A 16,835-nucleotide genomic window follows, 5' to 3' on the forward strand; every position below is an offset into this window, starting at 1 on the left:
TCAGGCCACCCCCCGCGCATGCTCGGCCAGGGGCGCGCCGCGCTCGGGCAGCACCACACCGACCAGGTCGATGCGCACCCCGCCCGGCGGCGGGCCGCCGTGCCGGTCCAGCCAGAGCGCGGCCAGCCGTCGCAGCCGGTCCGCCTTGGACGGGGTGACCGCGGCCATCGGATGCTCGAACGCGCCCGCTCTGCGGGTCTTCACCTCGCAGATGACGAGCGCGTCACCGTCCATCGCGACGATGTCGATCTCACCGGCGCGACAGCGCCAGTTCCGTTCCAGTACGGACATGCCGGCGTCGGCCAGCAGCCGCGCCGCCAGGTCCTCGCCGTACCGCCCGAGAGCCCCCCGTGCGTTCATATCGGCACCACCTCCGGCACCGACTCTGACGCATTCGCCCTACTTCAGTGGATCTTGGTGGACAAGCGGGCGATTGTGGATAACTCAGCCACCCGGAAGTTCGAGATCGCTCTTGTTGAGCTCCTCGATGTTGACGTCCTTGAACGTCAGCACCCGTACCTGCTTGACGAACCGTGCGGGCCGGTACATGTCCCACACCCAGGCGTCCGCCATGGACACCTCGAAGAAAACCTCGCCCTGGACCGAGTGCACCTGCATCTCGTAGTCGTTGGTGAGGTAGAAGCGCCGTTCGGTCTCGATCACATATTTGAACAGACCGACGACGTCGCGGTACTCCCGGTAGAGCTTCAGCTCCATCTCGGTCTCGTACTTCTCGAGGTCCTCGGCGCTCATTGGCATGTTCCCCTTCAGCCGTGCGTTTCCCCATTGTGCGCCAGGCTCCGGCGCCCCGGCCGTCAGGCGCTTTCGGGGGCCAGAACCACCGGCGTACGCGGAGGCCCCTCGTCGAGCAGCCTCCGGAGCAGGTCGGCGAGCCCGGTCGGGTACACCGTCTCACGCGCCGACGACAGTTCGGCGGAGGTCCACCACCTCAGACCCGTGACACTGCGGCGTTCCAGCCATGTGTGGCCGCTGGTGTCCGTGGCGGTCTGTGCCGTACGGGCGAGGAAATACCACTCGTCCTGGTCCCAGCGCCTGCCGTCGAAGGGGAAGGAGCACCGGCGCCGCCAGATCACCGGCCCCAGTTCGACGTCGGTGATCCCGGTCTCCTCGGCCAGCTCGCGCAGCGCGGCCCGCTCGTGGGTCTCGTCGCCCTCCAGGCCGCCGCCCGGGGTGAACCACCAGGTGCGGTCCGGGTCCTCCGGTTCGAAGCCGTGCATCAGCAGAATGCGGTCGTCCGGGTCGAGGAGCACCAGGCGGGCGACCCTGCGGACCTCAGCGGGCACCGGCGGCCGCCTTCGGCTGCGCGCTCCGCTTCGGCTTGGAGGAACGGGCCGCGAGCGGGCCGTACACCGCGCCGCCCAGGATCAGCACCATGCCCACGCCCATGGCCGTCAGCTGGAGCTTCAGCGGCCCGGACGAGGAGACGCCGCCCGGCAGCGCGGCGAAGGCCTCGGGCCGGCCGACCATGGAGCCCAGCGGCCAGACGACGGCGTCGACGCGGGCCTCCACGGAGTCGCTGGGCACCGCGCCGTGGGTGGCGTCCTCCAGATGGACCCGGGAGTCCAGCGAGACCGTGCGGTCGTCGCCCAGCAGGAAGAGCCGGCCCTTCGGGACCTCCGAGGTGAAGTCCTCGCCCGAGGCCCGGCCGGTCGACTTCAGATACGGCTCGTCGATGGGTATGCCGTTGACGGTGAGGCGGCCGTCCTTGTCGCAGCAGGCGATCTTGTCGCCGCCGGTCCCGACGACCCGCTTCACCATCGGCATGTCGCCCCACTCCGGATCGGTGAAGACGACCACGTCACCGCGCCGGACCTCGCTGCCGTCCACCCGCTGCGCGAGGACCTTCTCGCCCGCGTTCACCGTCGGGGTCATCGACCCGGTGGGCACCGTGTAGGGCCGGTAGATCAGCGCCCCCCAGACGAAGCCGCCGAGGAAGAGCACGCAGCCGAGGGCCACGGCCACCCCGGACAGCTTGCTGCCGAGCCGGCCGCGGCCGTCATCCGTACGACCTGTTGCACCCATACCGGCGTCCCCCATCGGAGATCGACAATCGCTGATCCGCGTGGGCACCCTACCCGGCAGTACGCCCGGAGGTCAGCCTCCGCCCGCGCCGGATGACGAACGGGAGCGCGCCCGCGACCCCGAGGACGCCCGGTGCGGCCCCGGCCGCGGCGCTGATCCCGGGCTGGTCGAAGGTGTCCGGGACGGAGAGCACCGACCAGCGGTTCACCGGCCAGGCGATGACGACCGCCCGGCCCACGACCTGGCCCACCGGCACGAAGCCCTTGTTGACGTCATCGGTGTGGTAGCGGGAGTCCGACGAGTCCTGGCGGTGGTCGCCCATCACCCAGATCTTGCCGTCGGGCACCTTGAACGGCCCGAAGGGCATGTCGTCGCAGGCGCTGTTGCCCTCGAAGATGTACGGCTCGTCGAGCGCCTTGCCGTTGACCTCGACCGGGCCGCCCTTCTTGCACTCCACCGTGTCCCCTGCGACCGCGATCGTGCGCTTGATCAGGTCCTTCTCCTCGGCGGACGGCATCAGCCCGACGAAGCTCAGGAACTTCTGCACGGCGTTGGGCTTCGGGGTCGGCTCGTCCTTCAGCCAGCCGTCGGGGTCGTGGAAGACGACCACCTCGCCGCGCTCCGGCTCCGAACCGAACCACGGCGTCAGCTTGTCCACCAGCACCCGGTCGCCCCGCTGCAGCGTGTTCTGCATCGAGTCCGACGGAATCGAGAACGCCTGCACCAGAAACGTCTTGATCAGCAGCGCCAGGACCAGCGCGATCCCGATGAGGAGCGGCAGCTCCTTCCAGAACGGGCGGGGGTTCTTCTTCTTGCTCCTGGCGCCGGTGCCGTCCGTACCGTCGTCGGTCCCGCTGTCCGTACCGGCGTCCGTGCTGCCTTCCGGTTCGGCGGCGGACGGCTCGGCGGAGGACGCCTCCCGCTCGGACCGTGCTCCGTCTGTCACGTCGCTCACGCGTCATTCCTCACTGTGCCGACGGTCGCGGTCCGGCGCCGCCTGCGCCAGAGCACCAGGGGTACGGCGCCCGCGAGGCCGATCGCCCCGGGCGCCGCGGCAGCGGCCGCCGCGTTGATGCCCGGCTGGTCGAAGGTCTTCGGGACCGGGAGGGTCGCCCACCGGCTGACCGGCCACGCGATCACGATGGCCCGGCCCACGACCTCGTCGTTGGAGACGGTGCCGCCGCCCGGCAGGTTCTGGTGGTAGCGCGAGTCCAGGGAGTTCTGCCGGTGGTCGCCCATCACCCAGATCCGGCCCTCGGGGACCTTGATCGGGCCGAACGGCTGGTCGTCGCAGGCGCTGTTGCCCTCGAAGATGAAGGACTTGTCGTCGAGCGACTTGCCGTTGACCTCGACCGGCCCGCCCTTCTTGCACTCCACCGTGTCACCGCCGATCGCGATGACCCGCTTGATCAGGTCCTTCTCCTCGGCCGAGGGCATGAGACCGATGAAGCTGAGGAACTTCTGCACCGCGTTCGGCTCGGGTGCCTGGGTGTCCTCCAGCCAGCCGCCCGGGTCGTGGAAGACGACGACCTCGCCGCGCTCCGGCTCCGAACCGAACCACGGCGTCAGCTTGTCCACCAGCACCCGGTCGCCACGCTGCAACGTGTTCTGCATCGAGTCCGACGGAATCGAGAACGCCTGCACCAGAAACGTCTTGATCAGCAGCGCCAGGATCAGGGCGACGCCGATGAGGAGGGGCAGTTCCTTCCAGAAGGGGCGGGGGTTCTTCTTCCTGGCCGCGCTGGAGCCGGACGCGCCGCCGTCACTCTCCGTCCCGCTCGCCGCCGTCCCGTCGTCCGCCGCACCGGCGGACCCGGAATGGGCCGAAGCGCCCGGACGGTCCTCGGGTTCGTCGTGTCCGGATCGTGCGCCGACCGCCAAATCCCCCACATCCACTCCTTACTCCGTGCCACCGCCTGCGTCCTAGCCGATGCAGGCCCACCACTCCCATAACGAGCGGGAGTTCCGCAGGGGTCGGGAGCCGGATCAATCCGTTGGGATCCTGGGACACACTATTCGACGGTCCCGAGGCGGCAGCCGTACCGGCGCGCGGGTCCGGGACCGAGGCGAACGCCGCGCGTTCCTCCAGGCCGGCCCAGTGCCCGAAGGGCCAGACGATCCACTTCGCCCGCCCCACGACCGCCTTCTCGGAGATCGTGCCGTCCGCCGTCTTGTCCATGTGGAAGCGTGAGTCGGCGGAATTGGAGCGGTGGTCCCCCATCACGAAGAGGCGGCCCGCCGGAACCTTTACCTCGAATTTGATGGTGGAGGGAGCGTCCCCGGGGAAAACATAGGGTTCCTCGACGGCCATGCCGTTGACGGTGAGCCTGCCGTCCGGCACGCAGCACTTCACGGTGTCGCCCCCGACGGCCACGACCCGCTTGATCAGGTCCTGCTCGTCGTCCGACGGCAGCAGCCCGACGAAGGTGAGCGCCTGCTTCACCTGCTTCACGACGACGGGCGGATCGCCCTTGCTCACCGGGTTCGGCGGCGGCCAGTCGGACGGGTTGCGGAACACCACGACGTCCCCGCGCTGCGGCTTCGACCCGAACCAGGGCGTCAGCTTGTCGACGAGGACCCGGTCGCCGATCCGGATGCTCTGCTCCATCGACCCGGACGGGATGACGAATGCCTGCACCAGGAACGTCTTGAGGACCAGGGCGATCAGCAGCGCCACCGTGATGAGCAGGGGTATCTCCCGCACCGCCGATCTGCGCCGCCTCCGCTTCACCTTGCGGGCCAGCTTCCGCCGCTCCGCCCGGGTGGGCAGCGACCGCGGGCCCTCGTCCGGCGCCGCGGTCCCGTGCGTCGGCGCGCCACGCCGCCCGTGGCTACCCATGCGACGGACCGGCCGCCGGTACGGAGTCGAACGCGCCGGTGTCCGGCAGCGATCCCAGCCGGCCCAGCGGCCAGCCGTACCAGTCGACCCGCCCGATCACCCGGGCCACCGGCACCACGCCGCCGCCCGGCTCGCCCAGGTGGTCGCGGGAGTCGCGGGAGCGGCTGCGGTGGTCGCCCATCATCCAGAGGGTGCCGTCCGGCACCACGATGTCGAAGGGGACCTTGGAGGGCGCGTCACCGGGGAAGAGGTAGTCCTCGTCCAGCGGCCGGCCGTTCACCTCGATCCGGTCCCGCGCGTCGCAGCAGACCACCCGGTCGCCCCCCACGCCCACCACCCGCTTCACGAAGTCGGTCCCGGGGGGCTCGGCGAGCCCGAGGGAGGCCGCCGCCCCGTGCAGCAGCCCGGTGACCGGGTTCTGCTCCGTTCCCTCGCGTACGAAGGAGCCGGTGCCGTCGAAGACCACCACGTCACCGCGACGGGGTTCGGCCCCGAAGCGGTACGCCAGCTTGTCGACGAGCACGCGGTCGCCCACCCGGAGCGTGGGCTCCATGGAACCGCTGGGGATCAGGAAGGGCTGCACGACGAAGTTGCTGAAGAGGAACACGGACACCGCGCAGAGGGCGCCGAGCCCGAGCGTGCCCCGCCAGGACAGCCGCCAGGACATCAGGTCGGCGAGGCGGTCCCGGACACGCGAAGAGCGCGACCGCTCCCCCTGACCCGGACCGGGTACGGAGGAGAGATCGCGCTCCTGGAGTTCTGCTTGCGTGTCCATCGGGGCCAGAGCTTATCCGGACACCCTGTGGACCAGGCAGTCAGCTCAGCGGTCGCGCTTCTCCTTGATCTTCGCGGCCTTGCCGCGCAGCTCACGGAGGAAGTACAGCTTGGCGCGACGGACGTCACCGCGGGTCACGAGCTCGATCTTCTCGAAGATCGGGCTGTGCACCGGGAAGGTGCGCTCGACGCCGACGCTGAAGGAGACCTTGCGGACCGTGAAGGTCTCGCTGACGCCCGCGCCCTGGCGGCGGATGACGACGCCCTTGAACTGCTGGACACGGGAGCGGTTGCCCTCGATCACGCGGACGTGAACGTTGACGGTGTCACCGGGGCGGAACGCCGGGATGTCGGTACGCAGCGACGCGGAATTGACGTCGTCGAGCAGGGAAGCCATGTTGTCTGCTTTCTTCGCCGATGCCACAGGTCATCGACGGGAGAGTGATGAATGTCAGGGGCCGGTCTCGTCGGACGGGCGTCGTGTCCCCCTGTGGCAGGGGCGCACGCCGGACGGACGGCAGCGGCCTATTCTTCCACGGCCTCGGGCCTGCGCCAAAATCGGCCATCCGGCGCGGGCGACCAGCCGAGGATGGAGAGCATCTCCCGGTCCTTCTTGTCGAAGCCGGACGCCTCCCACCGCTCGATCAGATCGGGCCGGTTGGCGGCCGTACGGCGCAGCGCCTCGTCCCGCCGCCAGCGCGCGATCTTCCCGTGGTGGCCGCTGAGCAGCACGTCGGGGATGGACCGGCCGCGCCACTCGGGGGGCTTGGTGTAGACGGGTCCCTCCAGGAGGTTGGCCATCGCGCCGGGGGCGAAGGAGTCGTCCTGGTGGGAGGCTGCGTTGCCGAGGACGCCGGGCAGCAGCCGGGCGACCGCCTCGGTGATGACCAGCACCGCGGCTTCCCCGCCGGCCAGCACGTAGTCGCCGATGGACACCTCGACCACCCGGATCCGGGTGGCGTACTCCTCGGTGACCCGCCGGTCGATGCCCTCGTAACGGGCCGGGGTGAACACCAGCCAGGGGCACGCGGACAGCTCGACGGCGAGCTCCTGGGTGAACGGCCGCCCGCCCGGCGTGGGCACCACGAGGACCGGGGCGTGCGCCCCCGCCTCGTAGCCGTCAGCCAGCGCCTCGTCCAGGGCGTCGCCCCACGGCTCGGTCTTCATGACCATGCCGGGGCCGCCGCCGTACGGGGTGTCGTCGACCGTGTTGTGGCGGTCGTACGTCCAGTCGCGCAGGTCGTGCACGTGGACGTCGAGGCGGCCGGACGCGCGGGCCTTGCCGACCAGCGAGACGTTCAGCGGTTCCAGGTACTCGGGGAAGATCGTGACGACGTCGAGGCGCATCAGGCGTCCTCGCCCTTCGACGCGGAGCCCTCCGCCGCGGAGCCCTCCACTGCGGAGTCGGCGGCCTCGTCGCGCGCGGAGGCCACGACGGCCTCGCTCTCGTCGATCAGACCGGGCGGCGGGGTGATCACCGCGCGCTGCTCCTCCAGGTCGATCTCGGTGACGATCTCCTCGACGAACGGGATCATCACCTCGCTGCCGTCCGGCCGCTCCACGATGAAGAGGTCCTGGGACGGCAGGTGCGTGATCTCGGTGATGCGGCCGATCTCGGTGCCGTCGGCGAGGACCACGTCCAGGTCCATCAGCTGATGGTCGTAGAACTCCTCGGGGTCCTCCGGGAGTTCCGCCGGGTCGACGTCGGCGATCAGCAGGGTGTTGCGCAGCGCCTCGGCGGCCGTACGGTCCTTCACACCCTCGAAGCGCAGCAGCAGCCTGCCGCTGTGCACCCGGCCGGTCTCGATCGTCAGCGGTCCCGCCGTGGCCGGCTCGGTGGCCAGGACGGCTCCGGGTGCGAGCCGCAGCTCCGGCTCGTCCGTCCGCACCTCGACGGTGACCTCGCCCTTGATGCCGTGGGCGCGACCGATCCGCGCGACTACCAACTGCACCTTGTGTCTCTCCTGTCGTACGACGACGGGCCGGGGCGGGCGCTTGGCCCTCCCCGGCCCGTGCCGGTGTTCAACTCTGTCAGCGGACCTGATCCACATCGACGAGGTCGACGCGGATACCACGGCCGCCGATGGCGCCCACGACGGTACGCAGCGCGCGTGCGGTGCGGCCGTTGCGGCCGATCACCTTACCGAGGTCTTCGGGGTGGACCCGGACCTCCAGCACACGGCCACGGCGCAGGTTGCGCGAGGCGACCTGCACGTCGTCGGGGTTGTCGACGATGCCTTTCACGAGGTGCTCGAGAGCCTCCTCGAGCATGCTCAGGCCTCGGTCGACTCGGCGGGCGCGGCAGCGTCAGCAGCCTCGTCCGCCTTCTTGTCGGCCTTCTTCGCCTTCGGCGTGATGGCCTCGCCCTTCGACTCCTCACCGTCACCGGAGAGGGCCTCGAACAGGGCGCGCTTGTCGGCCTTGGGCTCCGGCTGCAGCAGCGGCGCGGGGGCCGGGAGGCCCTTGTGCGCCTGCCAGTCGCCGGTGAGCTTCAGGATCGCGAGAACCGGCTCGGTCGGCTGGGCGCCGACGGACAGCCAGTACTGCGCACGCTCCGAGTTGACCTCGATGCGCGACGGGTTCTGCACCGGGTGGTACAGACCGATCTCCTCGATGGCCCGGCCGTCACGGCGGGTACGGGAGTCGGCGACGACGATGCGGTAGTGAGGCGAACGGATCTTGCCCAGACGCTTCAGCTTGATCTTGACTGCCACGGAAGTGGTGTCTCCTGGTCTATGACGTGGTTGGGCACAACGAAGATGCCACGTGGGGTTGCGGTACTCGGGTGCCCGATGGACGCGTCAGCCGGAGGAGAGAGGGGTCCTGTGCGACTGTCGAGTACAGCTAGCCATTGTGCCACACCGCGTCGGCTCACCCCACCGCGACTGCTGTCTCCGGGATCCGGAACGGCTTTCCGCAGCCGCCGCAGACGATCGGGGCCTGTGCGAGGACCGAGGGGACCACGCGCACATTGCGCCCGCAGTCGCACACGGCCTTGACCCGCACGCCCCCTCCGGAGGAGCCGTGCCGGGCGGCAGGACCGCGGAAGGAGCGCTTGGTGTCGGCGGCGGTGGCCACGGTGTGCGCCTTGAGGGCGCGCTGGAGCCGCTCCGTCGTCGGCCGGTAGCGCCGCTTGGCCTCGGGGTTGAGCGTGACCAGCGAGAAGCCGCTGCTGGGGTGGGGCTCCTCGGCATGGTCGAGGCCCAGCTCCTCGGCGATCGCCAGGAATCGTCGGTTGTGATATCGGCCGGCGCGCGAGGTGTCGCGGACACCTCTGGCGGCGGCAATGCCGTGGACTGCCTCGTGGAGCAGTCGCTCGAAGGAGAGCTCGGCGCCACAGGCGGACGAGGACTCTCCGATCAGGGACTCGGGTGCGGCGAGATCGGGCAGCTCGGGGTGGTACCGCTGAATGTCGGCCCACGCCTGCGCCAGCTCTGCGGCAAGTACAGGTGGTGTCGTGCTCACGTCGTGACCAACGAGCGCGGGGCCCTCGGTGTTCCGATTCCGGGCCATCCCAAATATTTTGCACGTACCAGTCAGTTGACGTTGATGCGTCCTGACGAGGGCGGGTGCGCTGATCTGCGGAGAAGTCTCACAGCTCGCACCAAGCCGGTACGTAGCGGCGCGTACGCCTGCGCGCGTAGCCGCGGTACGCGCCCCGGCGCCGCCGGTCCGCCCGGCGCGCGGGCACGACAGCGGCGTCACGCAGGGTACCCGCACCGCCCTGACGCGCTCGACGTGCCCGTCCCGGCGTGTCGGGTCAGACTGGGACGGCAGAGGACGAGACGGACCCTCTGGGGCGTCCACGCCGTCCGGGTGCGCCGGTGCCGTCGTGCGCCGGACGGCAGCGCGGACAACCACGCCCCGCAGACCTCTGGACGCGGCGCCCGATGCGCAGTTCCCTGGCATACGGGGGAAGCGCGGTACCGGGACGGGAGGTCCCCCGTCCTCGGGCACGACCGATCGGCAGAACCGGCAACCTCGGCGGATTGGGGCTCATTCCATGACACCAACGCTCGTTCGGCACCACCGGCACACGGAGCCGCCCGCCCCCGCGGACGGCACCTCCCGCGCCCGCGACTGGGCCGAGATCCAGGAACGGATGCTGGCACCGCTGTACGAAGCGGTGTACGCGCGGCTGGAGGTGGGGCCCGCCACGCGGATGCTCTCGCTCGGCTGCGGCTCCGGCCTGGCGCTGCTGATGGCCGCCGGCCGCGGCGCCCGGGTCACCGGCGTGGACGCCGACCCCGACCGGCTCGCGCTGGCCCGGGCCCGGCTGCTGCCCGCCTCCGAGGACCGCGGCGCGCCCGCCGCTCCCCGGCTCACCGACACCGTCGCCGCCGCGGCGGAGGGCGGACCGCACAACCTGATCACCGCCTTCACCCCGATCGGCTGCGAGGCCGGGGACGGCGAGGAGCTGGTACGTGCGCTGGAGACGGCCGTTCCCTCGGCGGACCGGGGTTCGACGGTCGTGCTGACGGGCTGGGGCCCGCCCGAGCGGTGCGCCACGGAGGCGGTGCTGCGGGTGGCCGGCCGGCTCGCCGACGACGGGCGCGCCCCGGGCGGCGGCTGGCGCGGCCCGCGCCGGGACGATCTGGAGGACGTGGCCTTCAGGGCCGGGCTGAAGCCGGACGGCTCCGGCCGGGTGGCCTGCCCGTTCGGTTACGCGGACATGGACAGCGCGGTACGCGGCCTGCTGTCGACCCGGCTGTTCGAGGCGGCGGTCCGGGCGACGGACCGGTGGCAGGTCGAGAAGGAGCTCGCCGAGGCCCTGCACCCGCACCGGCGTCCGGACGGCACGGTGTGGATGTCCAACGTGTTCCGGTACCTGGTCTGTACGACGTGAACGTACGCCGGAGGGGCGCCCACCACGGACGGTGGGCGCCCCTCCGGCATGACGTGGGCCGTCAGCCCATGAACTTCTTGAACTCGTCCGGCAGCTCGAAGTTCTGGGCGTCCTGACCGGCCGGGAGGCCGGGGACGCCGTTCTGCGCCGCCTCGCGGCGGGCGGCCGCGGCCTGTTCCTCGGCCTTGCGCTTCATCGGGTTGCCGCTCTTGCGCTTGCCCTTGGCCTGCTTGACCTGCTTCTTCTGGCGGCCGGGGCCGCCGCCCATGCCCGGCATCCCGGGCATCCCCGGCATGCCGCCGCCCTGGGCCATCTTCGACATCATCTTGCGGGCCTCGAAGAAGCGTTCGACCAGCCCCTTGACGGCGGAGACCTCGGAGCCGGAGCCCTTGGCGATACGGGCCCGGCGCGAGCCGTTGATGATCGTCGGCTCGGCGCGCTCCTGCGGGGTCATCGACTTGATGATCGCGGCCATGCGGTCGATGTCGCGCTCGTCGATGTTGTTGATCTGGTCCTTGATCTGACCCATGCCGGGCAGCATGCCGAGCAGCTTGGAGATGGAGCCCATCTTCCTGACCTGCTCCATCTGCGCCAGGAAGTCGTCGAACGTGAAGTCCTTGCCCTTGCTCGACGCCAGCTTGGAGGCCATCTTGGCGGCCTCTTCCTGGCTGAAGGTCTTCTCCGCCTGCTCGATCAGGGTGAGCAGATCACCCATGTCGAGGATGCGCGAGGCCATGCGGTCCGGGTGGAACGCGTCGAACTCGTCGAGCTTCTCGCCGTTCGAGGCGAACATGATCTGCTTGCCCGTGACGTGGGCGATCGACAGGGCCGCACCACCGCGGGCGTCACCGTCGAGCTTGGAGAGCACCACGCCGTCGAAGCCGACGCCGTCGCGGAAGGCCTCCGCGGTGTTGACCGCGTCCTGACCGATCATCGCGTCGACGACGAAGAGGATCTCGTCCGGGCTGACGGCGTCGCGGATGTCCGCGGCCTGCTGCATCAGCTCCTGGTCGATGCCGAGGCGGCCGGCGGTGTCCACGACGACGACGTCGAACTGCTTGGACCGGGCGTACTCGATGGAATCCTTGGCGACCCGGACCGGGTCGCCGACGCCGTTGCCCGGCTCGGGGGCGTACACCGCGACACCGGCGCGGTCGGCGACGACGCTCAGCTGGTTGACGGCGTTGGGGCGCTGGAGGTCGCAGGCGACGAGCAGCGGGGAGTGGCCCTGGCCCTTGAGCCAGAGGCCGAGCTTTCCGGCGAGGGTCGTCTTACCGGCACCCTGGAGACCGGCGAGCATGATCACGGTGGGCGGGTTCTTGGCGAACCGCAGCCGCCGGGTCTCGCCGCCGAGGATGGAGATGAGCTCCTCGTTGACGATCTTGACGACCTGCTGGGCCGGATTCAGCGCCTGCGAGACCTCGGCGCCGCGCGCCCGCTCCTTGACGTTGGCGATGAAGGACCGGACGACGGGCAGCGCCACGTCGGCTTCGAGCAGGGCGATACGGATCTCGCGAGCCGTGGCGTCGATGTCCGCCTCGGACAAGCGGCCCTTGCCCCGGAGGTTCTTGAAAGTCGCGGCAAGGCGGTCGGAGAGAGTATCGAACACGGCGCTCGTCGGTCCTCAGGGTCGGGGGCGGGTCGGGTCAGTAGGTTCCCAGGGTATCCGGACGCCGGAGAACGCCAAGACCTCGCCCGGCACCGGACCCCGCAGGGGGCTCAGCCCAGCGCCTTCTCGACCTCCTGGGCCAGCTCCGCCGCCCGCTTCGGCGACAGCGGCTCCCCTTCGGTGTCCGTGACGTAGAAAGCATCCACCGCGTTCGCCCCCAGCGTCGACACGTGCGCGCTGCGCACCCGGACCGTGCTCCGCTCCAGGGCGTGCCCGATGCGGTGCAGCAGGCCCGGGGCGTCCTGGGCGCGCACCTCGATGACCGTGGCCAGGCGGGAGCCGGCCGGGGCCACCGTCACCCGGGGCGGCGGGGCCTTCACCCCGCGCCGCCGGGGGTAGGCAGCCTCGCGCTCCGCGAGCCGGGCGGGGATGTCCAGGCTGCCGTCCAGGGCGCGTACGAGGTCGGCGCGGAGCCGGGCCTCCTGGGGCAGCGAGCCGTACTCGGCGGCCACCCGCCAGCTGAGCAGCAGCAGGTCCGCGGACTCCCCCAGCTCGGTGGGCAGCTCCACGGCGCGCAGGTCGGCGGCGCGGACGGTGAGGCGGTGCAGGGCGAGGACCCCCGCGGCGGCGGGCAGCACGCCGGGCCGGTCGCGGAGTGCGATGAGGAGCTCGACGCCCACCGGCTCGGGGGCGCCCTCCTCGTGCGGGGTCTCGGTCCTGGTGTGCAGGGCGAGGACGGGCCCGCCGGTGCGCAGGGCCTCGATCGCGAGGCGTTCCTGCTCGGCGCTCGGGGCGGCCGGTTCGGGTTCTTCGGGGGCCTCGCCCGCGAGGACCTGGGCGACGCGTTTGACGAGTTCGGTGACGAGGGAGGCGCGCCAGGCGGACCAGGCGGCGGGCCCGGTGGCCAGCGCGTCGGCCTCGGTCAGGGCGTGCAGCAGCTCCAGGGTGGCGGCGGTGCCGACGGCGTCGGCGACGGCGCGGACGGTGGCCGGGTCGTCCAGGTCGCGCCGGGTGGCGGTCTCGATGAGCAGCAGGTGGTGGCGTACGAGGGTGGCGATGACGCCCACGTCGTGCTGGTCGAAGCCGATCCGGGCGGCCATGTCGCGGGCGATGACCTCGCCGGCGACGGAGTGGTCGCCGGGCCAGCCCTTGCCGATGTCGTGCAGCAGGGCGGCGACGAGCAGCAGGTCGGGGCGGCCGACGCGGCGGGTGAGCGAGGAGGCGCGTACGGCGGTCTCGACGAGGTGGCGGTCGACGGTCCAGGTGTGGACGGGGTTGCGCTGCGGGCGGCAGTGGACGCGTTCCCAGTCGGGCAGAAGGCGGGTGATCAGTCCTTCGGCCTCCAGGGCCTCCCAGACGGGGACCGTGGCCTCGCCGGCGCCGAGCAGGGTGACGAGTTCCTCGCGGGCCTCGGCCGGCCAGGGCACGGGGAGCGGCTGGGCGGCGGTCGCGAGGTGGCGTACGACGTGCCGGGAGAGGGGCAGTTCGGACTGGGCGGCCGCGGCGGCGGCGCGCAGCACGAGCACCGGGTCGCGTTCGGGCCGGGCGGTGCGGGCGAGCACGGCCTCGCCCTCGGCCTCCACGACGCCGTCGGCGAGCGGGGTCCGGTCCGGGACGGGGTTCCGGCCGCCGCCGAGGAGGGCGCGCAGCCGGGGCCGGGCGGAGCGGGCGCGCAGGACCCGGTTGACCTCGCGCCAGGTGACGTCGGTGGCGTACGAGACGGTGCGGGCGGCCTCGTAGACCTGGCGCAGCAGGGCGTCGGCGTCGAGGAGGCCGAGGGCCTGGGCGACCTGGTCCTGTTCCTGGAGGGCGAGGCGGTCGGTGGCGCGGCCGGTGGTGAGGTGGAGGGCGTCGCGGGCGTCGAGGAGGACGCGGCGGGCCTCGGCGAGTCCTTCGCGGGGGGCGTCGGCGACCCAGGAGGCGGCGACGGCGCGCAGGGCGGTGACGTCGCGCAGGCCGCCCCGGGCCTCCTTGAGGTCGGGTTCCAGGAGGAAGCGCAGTTCGCCGTGGCGTTCGGCGCGTTCGCGGCAGAGCTCGTGGAGGTCGGGGAGGCGTTTGGGTGCCTGGTTGCGCCAGTCGGCGAGGATCGCGGTGCGCAGGGAGGCGACGAGGCCGAGGTCGCCGGCGACGGGGCGGGCGTCGAGCAGCCCGAGCTGGACCTTGAGGTCCTCGCCGGCGGTCTTGCGGGCCTCGGCGGGGGTGCGGACGGAGTGGTCGAGGGCGAGGCCCAGGTCCCAGACGGGGTACCAGACCCGGTCGGCGAGGGCGGCGACGGCCGAGGCGTCGGCGGTGCCGTCGTGCAGGAGGAGGAGGTCGAGGTCGCTGCGCGGGGAGAGTTCGCCGCGGCCGTAGCCGCCGACGGCGACGAGGGCGGCGCCCCGGACGCCGGCGTGCTCGGCCGCCGCGGTGAACAGGGCGGTGAGCCAGTCGTCGGTGAGGGCGGCGAGGGCGGCACGGCGCGGCGGGCCGGACCGCTCCTTCTCCTGGAGAAGGCGCAGCCGGGCCGCCGCGTAGCCGCTGGGGCGCGAGTCCTCGGATTCGGTGGTCGCTTCGATGCTCGTCACCCAGCTGCCCTTCCGTGTGCGGAACCGTGCGAAACAGTGGACCGGTGCGGTCAGAGCGCGTCCGGGCCGCGTTCGCCCGTACGGACCCTGACGGCGGTCTCGACGGGGACGCTCCAGACCTTGCCGTCGCCGATCTTGCCGGTGCGGGCGGCCTTGACGACGACGTCGAGGAGCTGTTCGGCGTCCTCGTCCTCGACCAGGACCTCGATGCGGATCTTGGGGACGAGGTCGACGGTGTACTCGGCGCCCCGGTAGACCTCGGTGTGGCCGCGCTGGCGGCCGTAGCCGCTGGCCTCGGTGACGGTGAGGCCCTGGACGCCGAAGGCCTGGAGGGCCTCCTTGATCTCGTCGAGGCGGTGGGGCTTCACGACTGCGGTGATGAGCTTCATGCGTCCACCTTCTTGTTCGTCGGGACGGCCGGGCCGGTGGCGGGGGCCGCGGTACGGGAGGCCGCGCCGCCGCCGGCGCCGCTGAAGTCGTACGCGGTCTCGGCGTGTTCGACCTGGTCGATGCCGGAGATCTCGTCGTCCTCGTCGACGCGCATCCCGAGGACCTTGTCGACCGCGAAGGCGAGGATCGCGGAGACGACGAGAGAGTACGCGAGGACCGCGAAGACACCGACGGCCTGCTTGCCGAGCTGGTCGAGTCCGCCGCCGTAGAAGAGGCCCTTGGCGTCGGACTGGACGCCGCCGGTGGCGAAGAAGCCGACGAGCAGGGAGCCGATGATGCCGCCGACGAGGTGGACGCCGACGACGTCCAGGGAGTCGTCGTAGCCGAGCTTGTACTTGAGGCCGACGGCCATGGCGCACAGCACACCGGCGATGGCGCCGACCGCGATGGCGCCGAGCGGGCTGACCGCGCCGCCGGCCGGGGTGATGGCGACGAGTCCGGCGACCGCGCCGGAAGCGGCGCCGAGGGTGGTGAAGGCGCCGTGGCGGATCTTCTCGTAGGCGAGCCAGGCGAGCATCGCGGCACCGGTGGCGACCTGGGTGTTGACGAACATGACCGCGCCCACGCCGTCGTCGTTGCCGAGCCAGGAGCCGGCGTTGAAGCCGAACCAGCCGAACCAGAGGAGACCGGCGCCGAGCATGACGAGCGGCAGGCTGTGCGGCCGCATCGGGTCCTTCTTGAAGCCGACGCGCTTGCCGATCACCAGGATCACGCCGAGGGCCGCGGCACCCGCGTTGATGTGGACGGCCGTACCGCCGGCGAAGTCGATGACGCCGAGCTCGTACAGCCAGCCGCCCGCGCCCCAGACCCAGTGCGCGACAGGGAAGTAGACGACGGTGACCCAGAGGGTGATGAACAGGGCCCAGGAGGTGAACTTGACCCGGTCGGCGAGGGCACCGCTTATCAGGGCCGGCGTGAGCACCGCGAACATCAGCTGGAACACGGCGAAGACGTAGACCGGGATGGTGTAGCCGTCCCAGAGTTCCGTGACGCCGATCCCGCTGAGGCCGACGAAGTCCTGGCTCCAGCCGATGACGGAGCCGGCGTCGGTGCCGAAGGCGAGGCTGAACCCGTAGAGCACCCACAGGATCGTGACGATCCCGAGGCTGATGAAGCTCATCATCAGCATGTTGAGGGTGCTCTTGACGCGGACCATGCCTCCGTAGAAGAAGGCGAGGGCCGGGGTCATGAGCATCACCAGGGCCGAGCAGATGAGCATGAAGCCGGTGTTGGCGGCAGACAGCGTCGGGGTGTCTGCGGCAAGCGTCGTGATGCCTGGGGGCATCGGCGTCTCCTCGTCGTCGGTGCGGCCGCGTGCGGGCGGTGGGGGCACAACCACTGCGGAACCACTGGGGAAGGGTGCGGGCCGGTTGGACCGGCCGGCGATCGGAGGGTGACGCCACCCTCCGATCGTCGGCCGGTCCAATGAGCCATGAGGTTCGCCCAGCGCCGTTTCGACCGGTGCGCCTTGATGTTTCGCCGCAGTGACGAAGGGGAGCGACGTGTTACGTCCCCATGAACCGCACGCGCCCTGTCCACGCTCCCGCCCACTCTGCGGCCCGGGCCGCATACGGTGCGGTTACGACGCTCCGGTGCGGGAACGACCACACGAACCGGCCACGGCGATCACCCGTTGACCTGGCAATGGGGGGAGCCGAAGTCGGTCTGTGCTGGGTGATCGTCGTGGCCGGGGTCTGCGGGCCCTGCGTG

19 protein-coding genes are annotated in these 16,835 nt (G+C 71.3%); 1 reads left to right on the forward strand and 18 read right to left on the reverse strand.

Features of this window, described 5'->3' with window-relative positions:
* From BLW14_RS08040 to BLW14_RS08105, 14 genes are all read right to left on the reverse strand, one after another.
* Complete coding sequence (locus tag BLW14_RS08040; RefSeq protein WP_093705754.1) at window positions 1-360, reverse strand: YraN family protein; 360 nt, start codon at window positions 358-360, stop codon at window positions 1-3.
* A gap of 84 nt (window positions 361-444) precedes the next feature.
* Window positions 445-753 carry a DUF2469 domain-containing protein gene (locus BLW14_RS08045; protein ID WP_003965949.1) on the reverse strand — a complete coding sequence of 103 codons (309 nt, stop codon included), beginning with the start codon at window positions 751-753 and terminating at the stop codon, window positions 445-447.
* A 62-nt stretch (window positions 754-815) separates the two neighbouring features.
* The gene (locus BLW14_RS08050) at window positions 816-1,304 is read right to left on the reverse strand and encodes an NUDIX hydrolase (protein ID WP_093705756.1); all 489 of its coding nucleotides are present in this window, start codon (window positions 1,302-1,304) and stop codon (window positions 816-818) included.
* Complete coding sequence (gene lepB, locus BLW14_RS08055; protein WP_177153920.1) at window positions 1,294-2,043, reverse strand: signal peptidase I; 750 nt, start codon at window positions 2,041-2,043, stop codon at window positions 1,294-1,296. Before lepB (BLW14_RS08055) ends, BLW14_RS08050 begins: the two co-directional genes overlap by 11 nt.
* 49 nt (window positions 2,044-2,092) lie before the next feature.
* A complete protein-coding gene (gene lepB / locus BLW14_RS08060; protein WP_093705758.1) occupies window positions 2,093-2,998 on the reverse strand; it encodes a signal peptidase I in 906 nt (301 codons plus the stop codon).
* Complete coding sequence (gene lepB, locus BLW14_RS08065; protein ID WP_093705760.1) at window positions 2,995-3,924, reverse strand: signal peptidase I; 930 nt, start codon at window positions 3,922-3,924, stop codon at window positions 2,995-2,997. The genes lepB (BLW14_RS08060) and lepB (BLW14_RS08065) overlap by 4 nt, the downstream gene beginning before the upstream one ends.
* Window positions 3,806-4,882: a signal peptidase I gene (gene lepB / locus BLW14_RS08070; protein ID WP_143051998.1), complete on the reverse strand. Its 1,077-nt coding sequence runs from the start codon at window positions 4,880-4,882 to the stop codon at window positions 3,806-3,808. The genes lepB (BLW14_RS08065) and lepB (BLW14_RS08070) overlap by 119 nt, the downstream gene beginning before the upstream one ends.
* The gene (gene lepB / locus BLW14_RS08075) at window positions 4,875-5,657 is read right to left on the reverse strand and encodes a signal peptidase I (protein WP_093705762.1); all 783 of its coding nucleotides are present in this window, start codon (window positions 5,655-5,657) and stop codon (window positions 4,875-4,877) included. Before lepB (BLW14_RS08075) ends, lepB (BLW14_RS08070) begins: the two co-directional genes overlap by 8 nt.
* Before the next feature lie 45 nt (window positions 5,658-5,702).
* Window positions 5,703-6,053, reverse strand: coding sequence for a 50S ribosomal protein L19 (rplS, locus tag BLW14_RS08080; protein ID WP_018521401.1), 351 nt, complete (start codon window positions 6,051-6,053; stop codon window positions 5,703-5,705).
* A 128-nt stretch (window positions 6,054-6,181) separates the two neighbouring features.
* The gene (trmD, locus tag BLW14_RS08085) at window positions 6,182-7,003 is read right to left on the reverse strand and encodes a tRNA (guanosine(37)-N1)-methyltransferase TrmD (protein ID WP_093705764.1); all 822 of its coding nucleotides are present in this window, start codon (window positions 7,001-7,003) and stop codon (window positions 6,182-6,184) included.
* Complete coding sequence (rimM, locus tag BLW14_RS08090) at window positions 7,003-7,608, reverse strand: ribosome maturation factor RimM (RefSeq protein WP_093705766.1); 606 nt, start codon at window positions 7,606-7,608, stop codon at window positions 7,003-7,005. The genes trmD and rimM overlap by 1 nt, the downstream gene beginning before the upstream one ends.
* A 79-nt stretch (window positions 7,609-7,687) precedes the next feature.
* Window positions 7,688-7,927, reverse strand: a complete 240-nt coding sequence (locus BLW14_RS08095; RefSeq protein ID WP_030206382.1) for an RNA-binding protein — start codon at window positions 7,925-7,927, stop codon at window positions 7,688-7,690.
* Between the two features lie 2 nt (window positions 7,928-7,929).
* Entirely contained in the window at window positions 7,930-8,370 is a 441-nt protein-coding gene (gene rpsP / locus BLW14_RS08100) for a 30S ribosomal protein S16 (RefSeq protein WP_093705768.1), read from the reverse strand.
* Window positions 8,371-8,527: 157 nt separating this feature from the next.
* Window positions 8,528-9,121, reverse strand: a complete 594-nt coding sequence (locus tag BLW14_RS08105) for a hypothetical protein (protein WP_018521397.1) — start codon at window positions 9,119-9,121, stop codon at window positions 8,528-8,530.
* Between the two features lie 538 nt (window positions 9,122-9,659).
* Here BLW14_RS08105 and BLW14_RS08110 point away from each other — a divergent pair.
* Entirely contained in the window at window positions 9,660-10,502 is an 843-nt protein-coding gene (locus BLW14_RS08110; RefSeq protein WP_093705770.1) for a class I SAM-dependent methyltransferase, read from the forward strand.
* Between the two features lie 61 nt (window positions 10,503-10,563).
* Here BLW14_RS08110 and ffh read toward each other — a convergent pair whose 3' ends face one another.
* The 4 genes from ffh to BLW14_RS08130 all read right to left on the reverse strand — a co-directional run bounded on the left by ffh (window position 10,564) and on the right by BLW14_RS08130 (window position 16,410).
* Window positions 10,564-12,111 carry a signal recognition particle protein gene (gene ffh, locus BLW14_RS08115; protein WP_093705772.1) on the reverse strand — a complete coding sequence of 516 codons (1,548 nt, stop codon included), beginning with the start codon at window positions 12,109-12,111 and terminating at the stop codon, window positions 10,564-10,566.
* A gap of 110 nt (window positions 12,112-12,221) precedes the next feature.
* Entirely contained in the window at window positions 12,222-14,675 is a 2,454-nt protein-coding gene (locus BLW14_RS08120) for a [protein-PII] uridylyltransferase (RefSeq protein WP_093705774.1), read from the reverse strand.
* Between the two features lie 50 nt (window positions 14,676-14,725).
* Window positions 14,726-15,064 (reverse strand): P-II family nitrogen regulator, encoded by a 339-nt coding sequence (locus BLW14_RS08125; protein ID WP_020572989.1) that lies wholly within the window; start codon window positions 15,062-15,064, stop codon window positions 14,726-14,728.
* Entirely contained in the window at window positions 15,061-16,410 is a 1,350-nt protein-coding gene (locus BLW14_RS08130; RefSeq protein WP_093705776.1) for an ammonium transporter, read from the reverse strand. Before BLW14_RS08130 ends, BLW14_RS08125 begins: the two co-directional genes overlap by 4 nt.
* Between the last annotated feature and the right edge of the window lie 425 nt (window positions 16,411-16,835).

Source organism: Streptomyces sp. 2131.1 (assembly GCF_900105515.1).
Classification (GTDB): Bacteria; Actinomycetota; Actinomycetes; order Streptomycetales; family Streptomycetaceae; genus Streptomyces; species Streptomyces drozdowiczii.

Excerpts from the sequence above, each read along its gene's own strand:
- BLW14_RS08040 (WP_093705754.1), bottom strand. The coding sequence starts at position 360 with ATGAACGCACGGGGGGCTCTCGGGCGGTACGGCGAGGACCTGGCGGCG.
- BLW14_RS08045 (WP_003965949.1), bottom strand. The coding sequence starts at position 753 with ATGAGCGCCGAGGACCTCGAGAAGTACGAGACCGAGATGGAGCTGAAG.
- lepB (WP_177153920.1), bottom strand. The coding sequence starts at position 2,043 with ATGGGTGCAACAGGTCGTACGGATGACGGCCGCGGCCGGCTCGGCAGC.
- lepB (WP_143051998.1), bottom strand. The coding sequence starts at position 4,882 with ATGGGTAGCCACGGGCGGCGTGGCGCGCCGACGCACGGGACCGCGGCG.
- lepB (WP_093705762.1), bottom strand. The coding sequence starts at position 5,657 with ATGGACACGCAAGCAGAACTCCAGGAGCGCGATCTCTCCTCCGTACCC.
- rplS (WP_018521401.1), bottom strand. The coding sequence starts at position 6,053 with ATGGCTTCCCTGCTCGACGACGTCAATTCCGCGTCGCTGCGTACCGAC.
- trmD (WP_093705764.1), bottom strand. The coding sequence starts at position 7,003 with ATGCGCCTCGACGTCGTCACGATCTTCCCCGAGTACCTGGAACCGCTG.
- BLW14_RS08095 (WP_030206382.1), bottom strand. The coding sequence starts at position 7,927 with ATGCTCGAGGAGGCTCTCGAGCACCTCGTGAAAGGCATCGTCGACAAC.
- BLW14_RS08110 (WP_093705770.1), top strand. The coding sequence starts at position 9,660 with ATGACACCAACGCTCGTTCGGCACCACCGGCACACGGAGCCGCCCGCC.
- BLW14_RS08125 (WP_020572989.1), bottom strand. The coding sequence starts at position 15,064 with ATGAAGCTCATCACCGCAGTCGTGAAGCCCCACCGCCTCGACGAGATC.
- BLW14_RS08130 (WP_093705776.1), bottom strand. The coding sequence starts at position 16,410 with ATGCCCCCAGGCATCACGACGCTTGCCGCAGACACCCCGACGCTGTCT.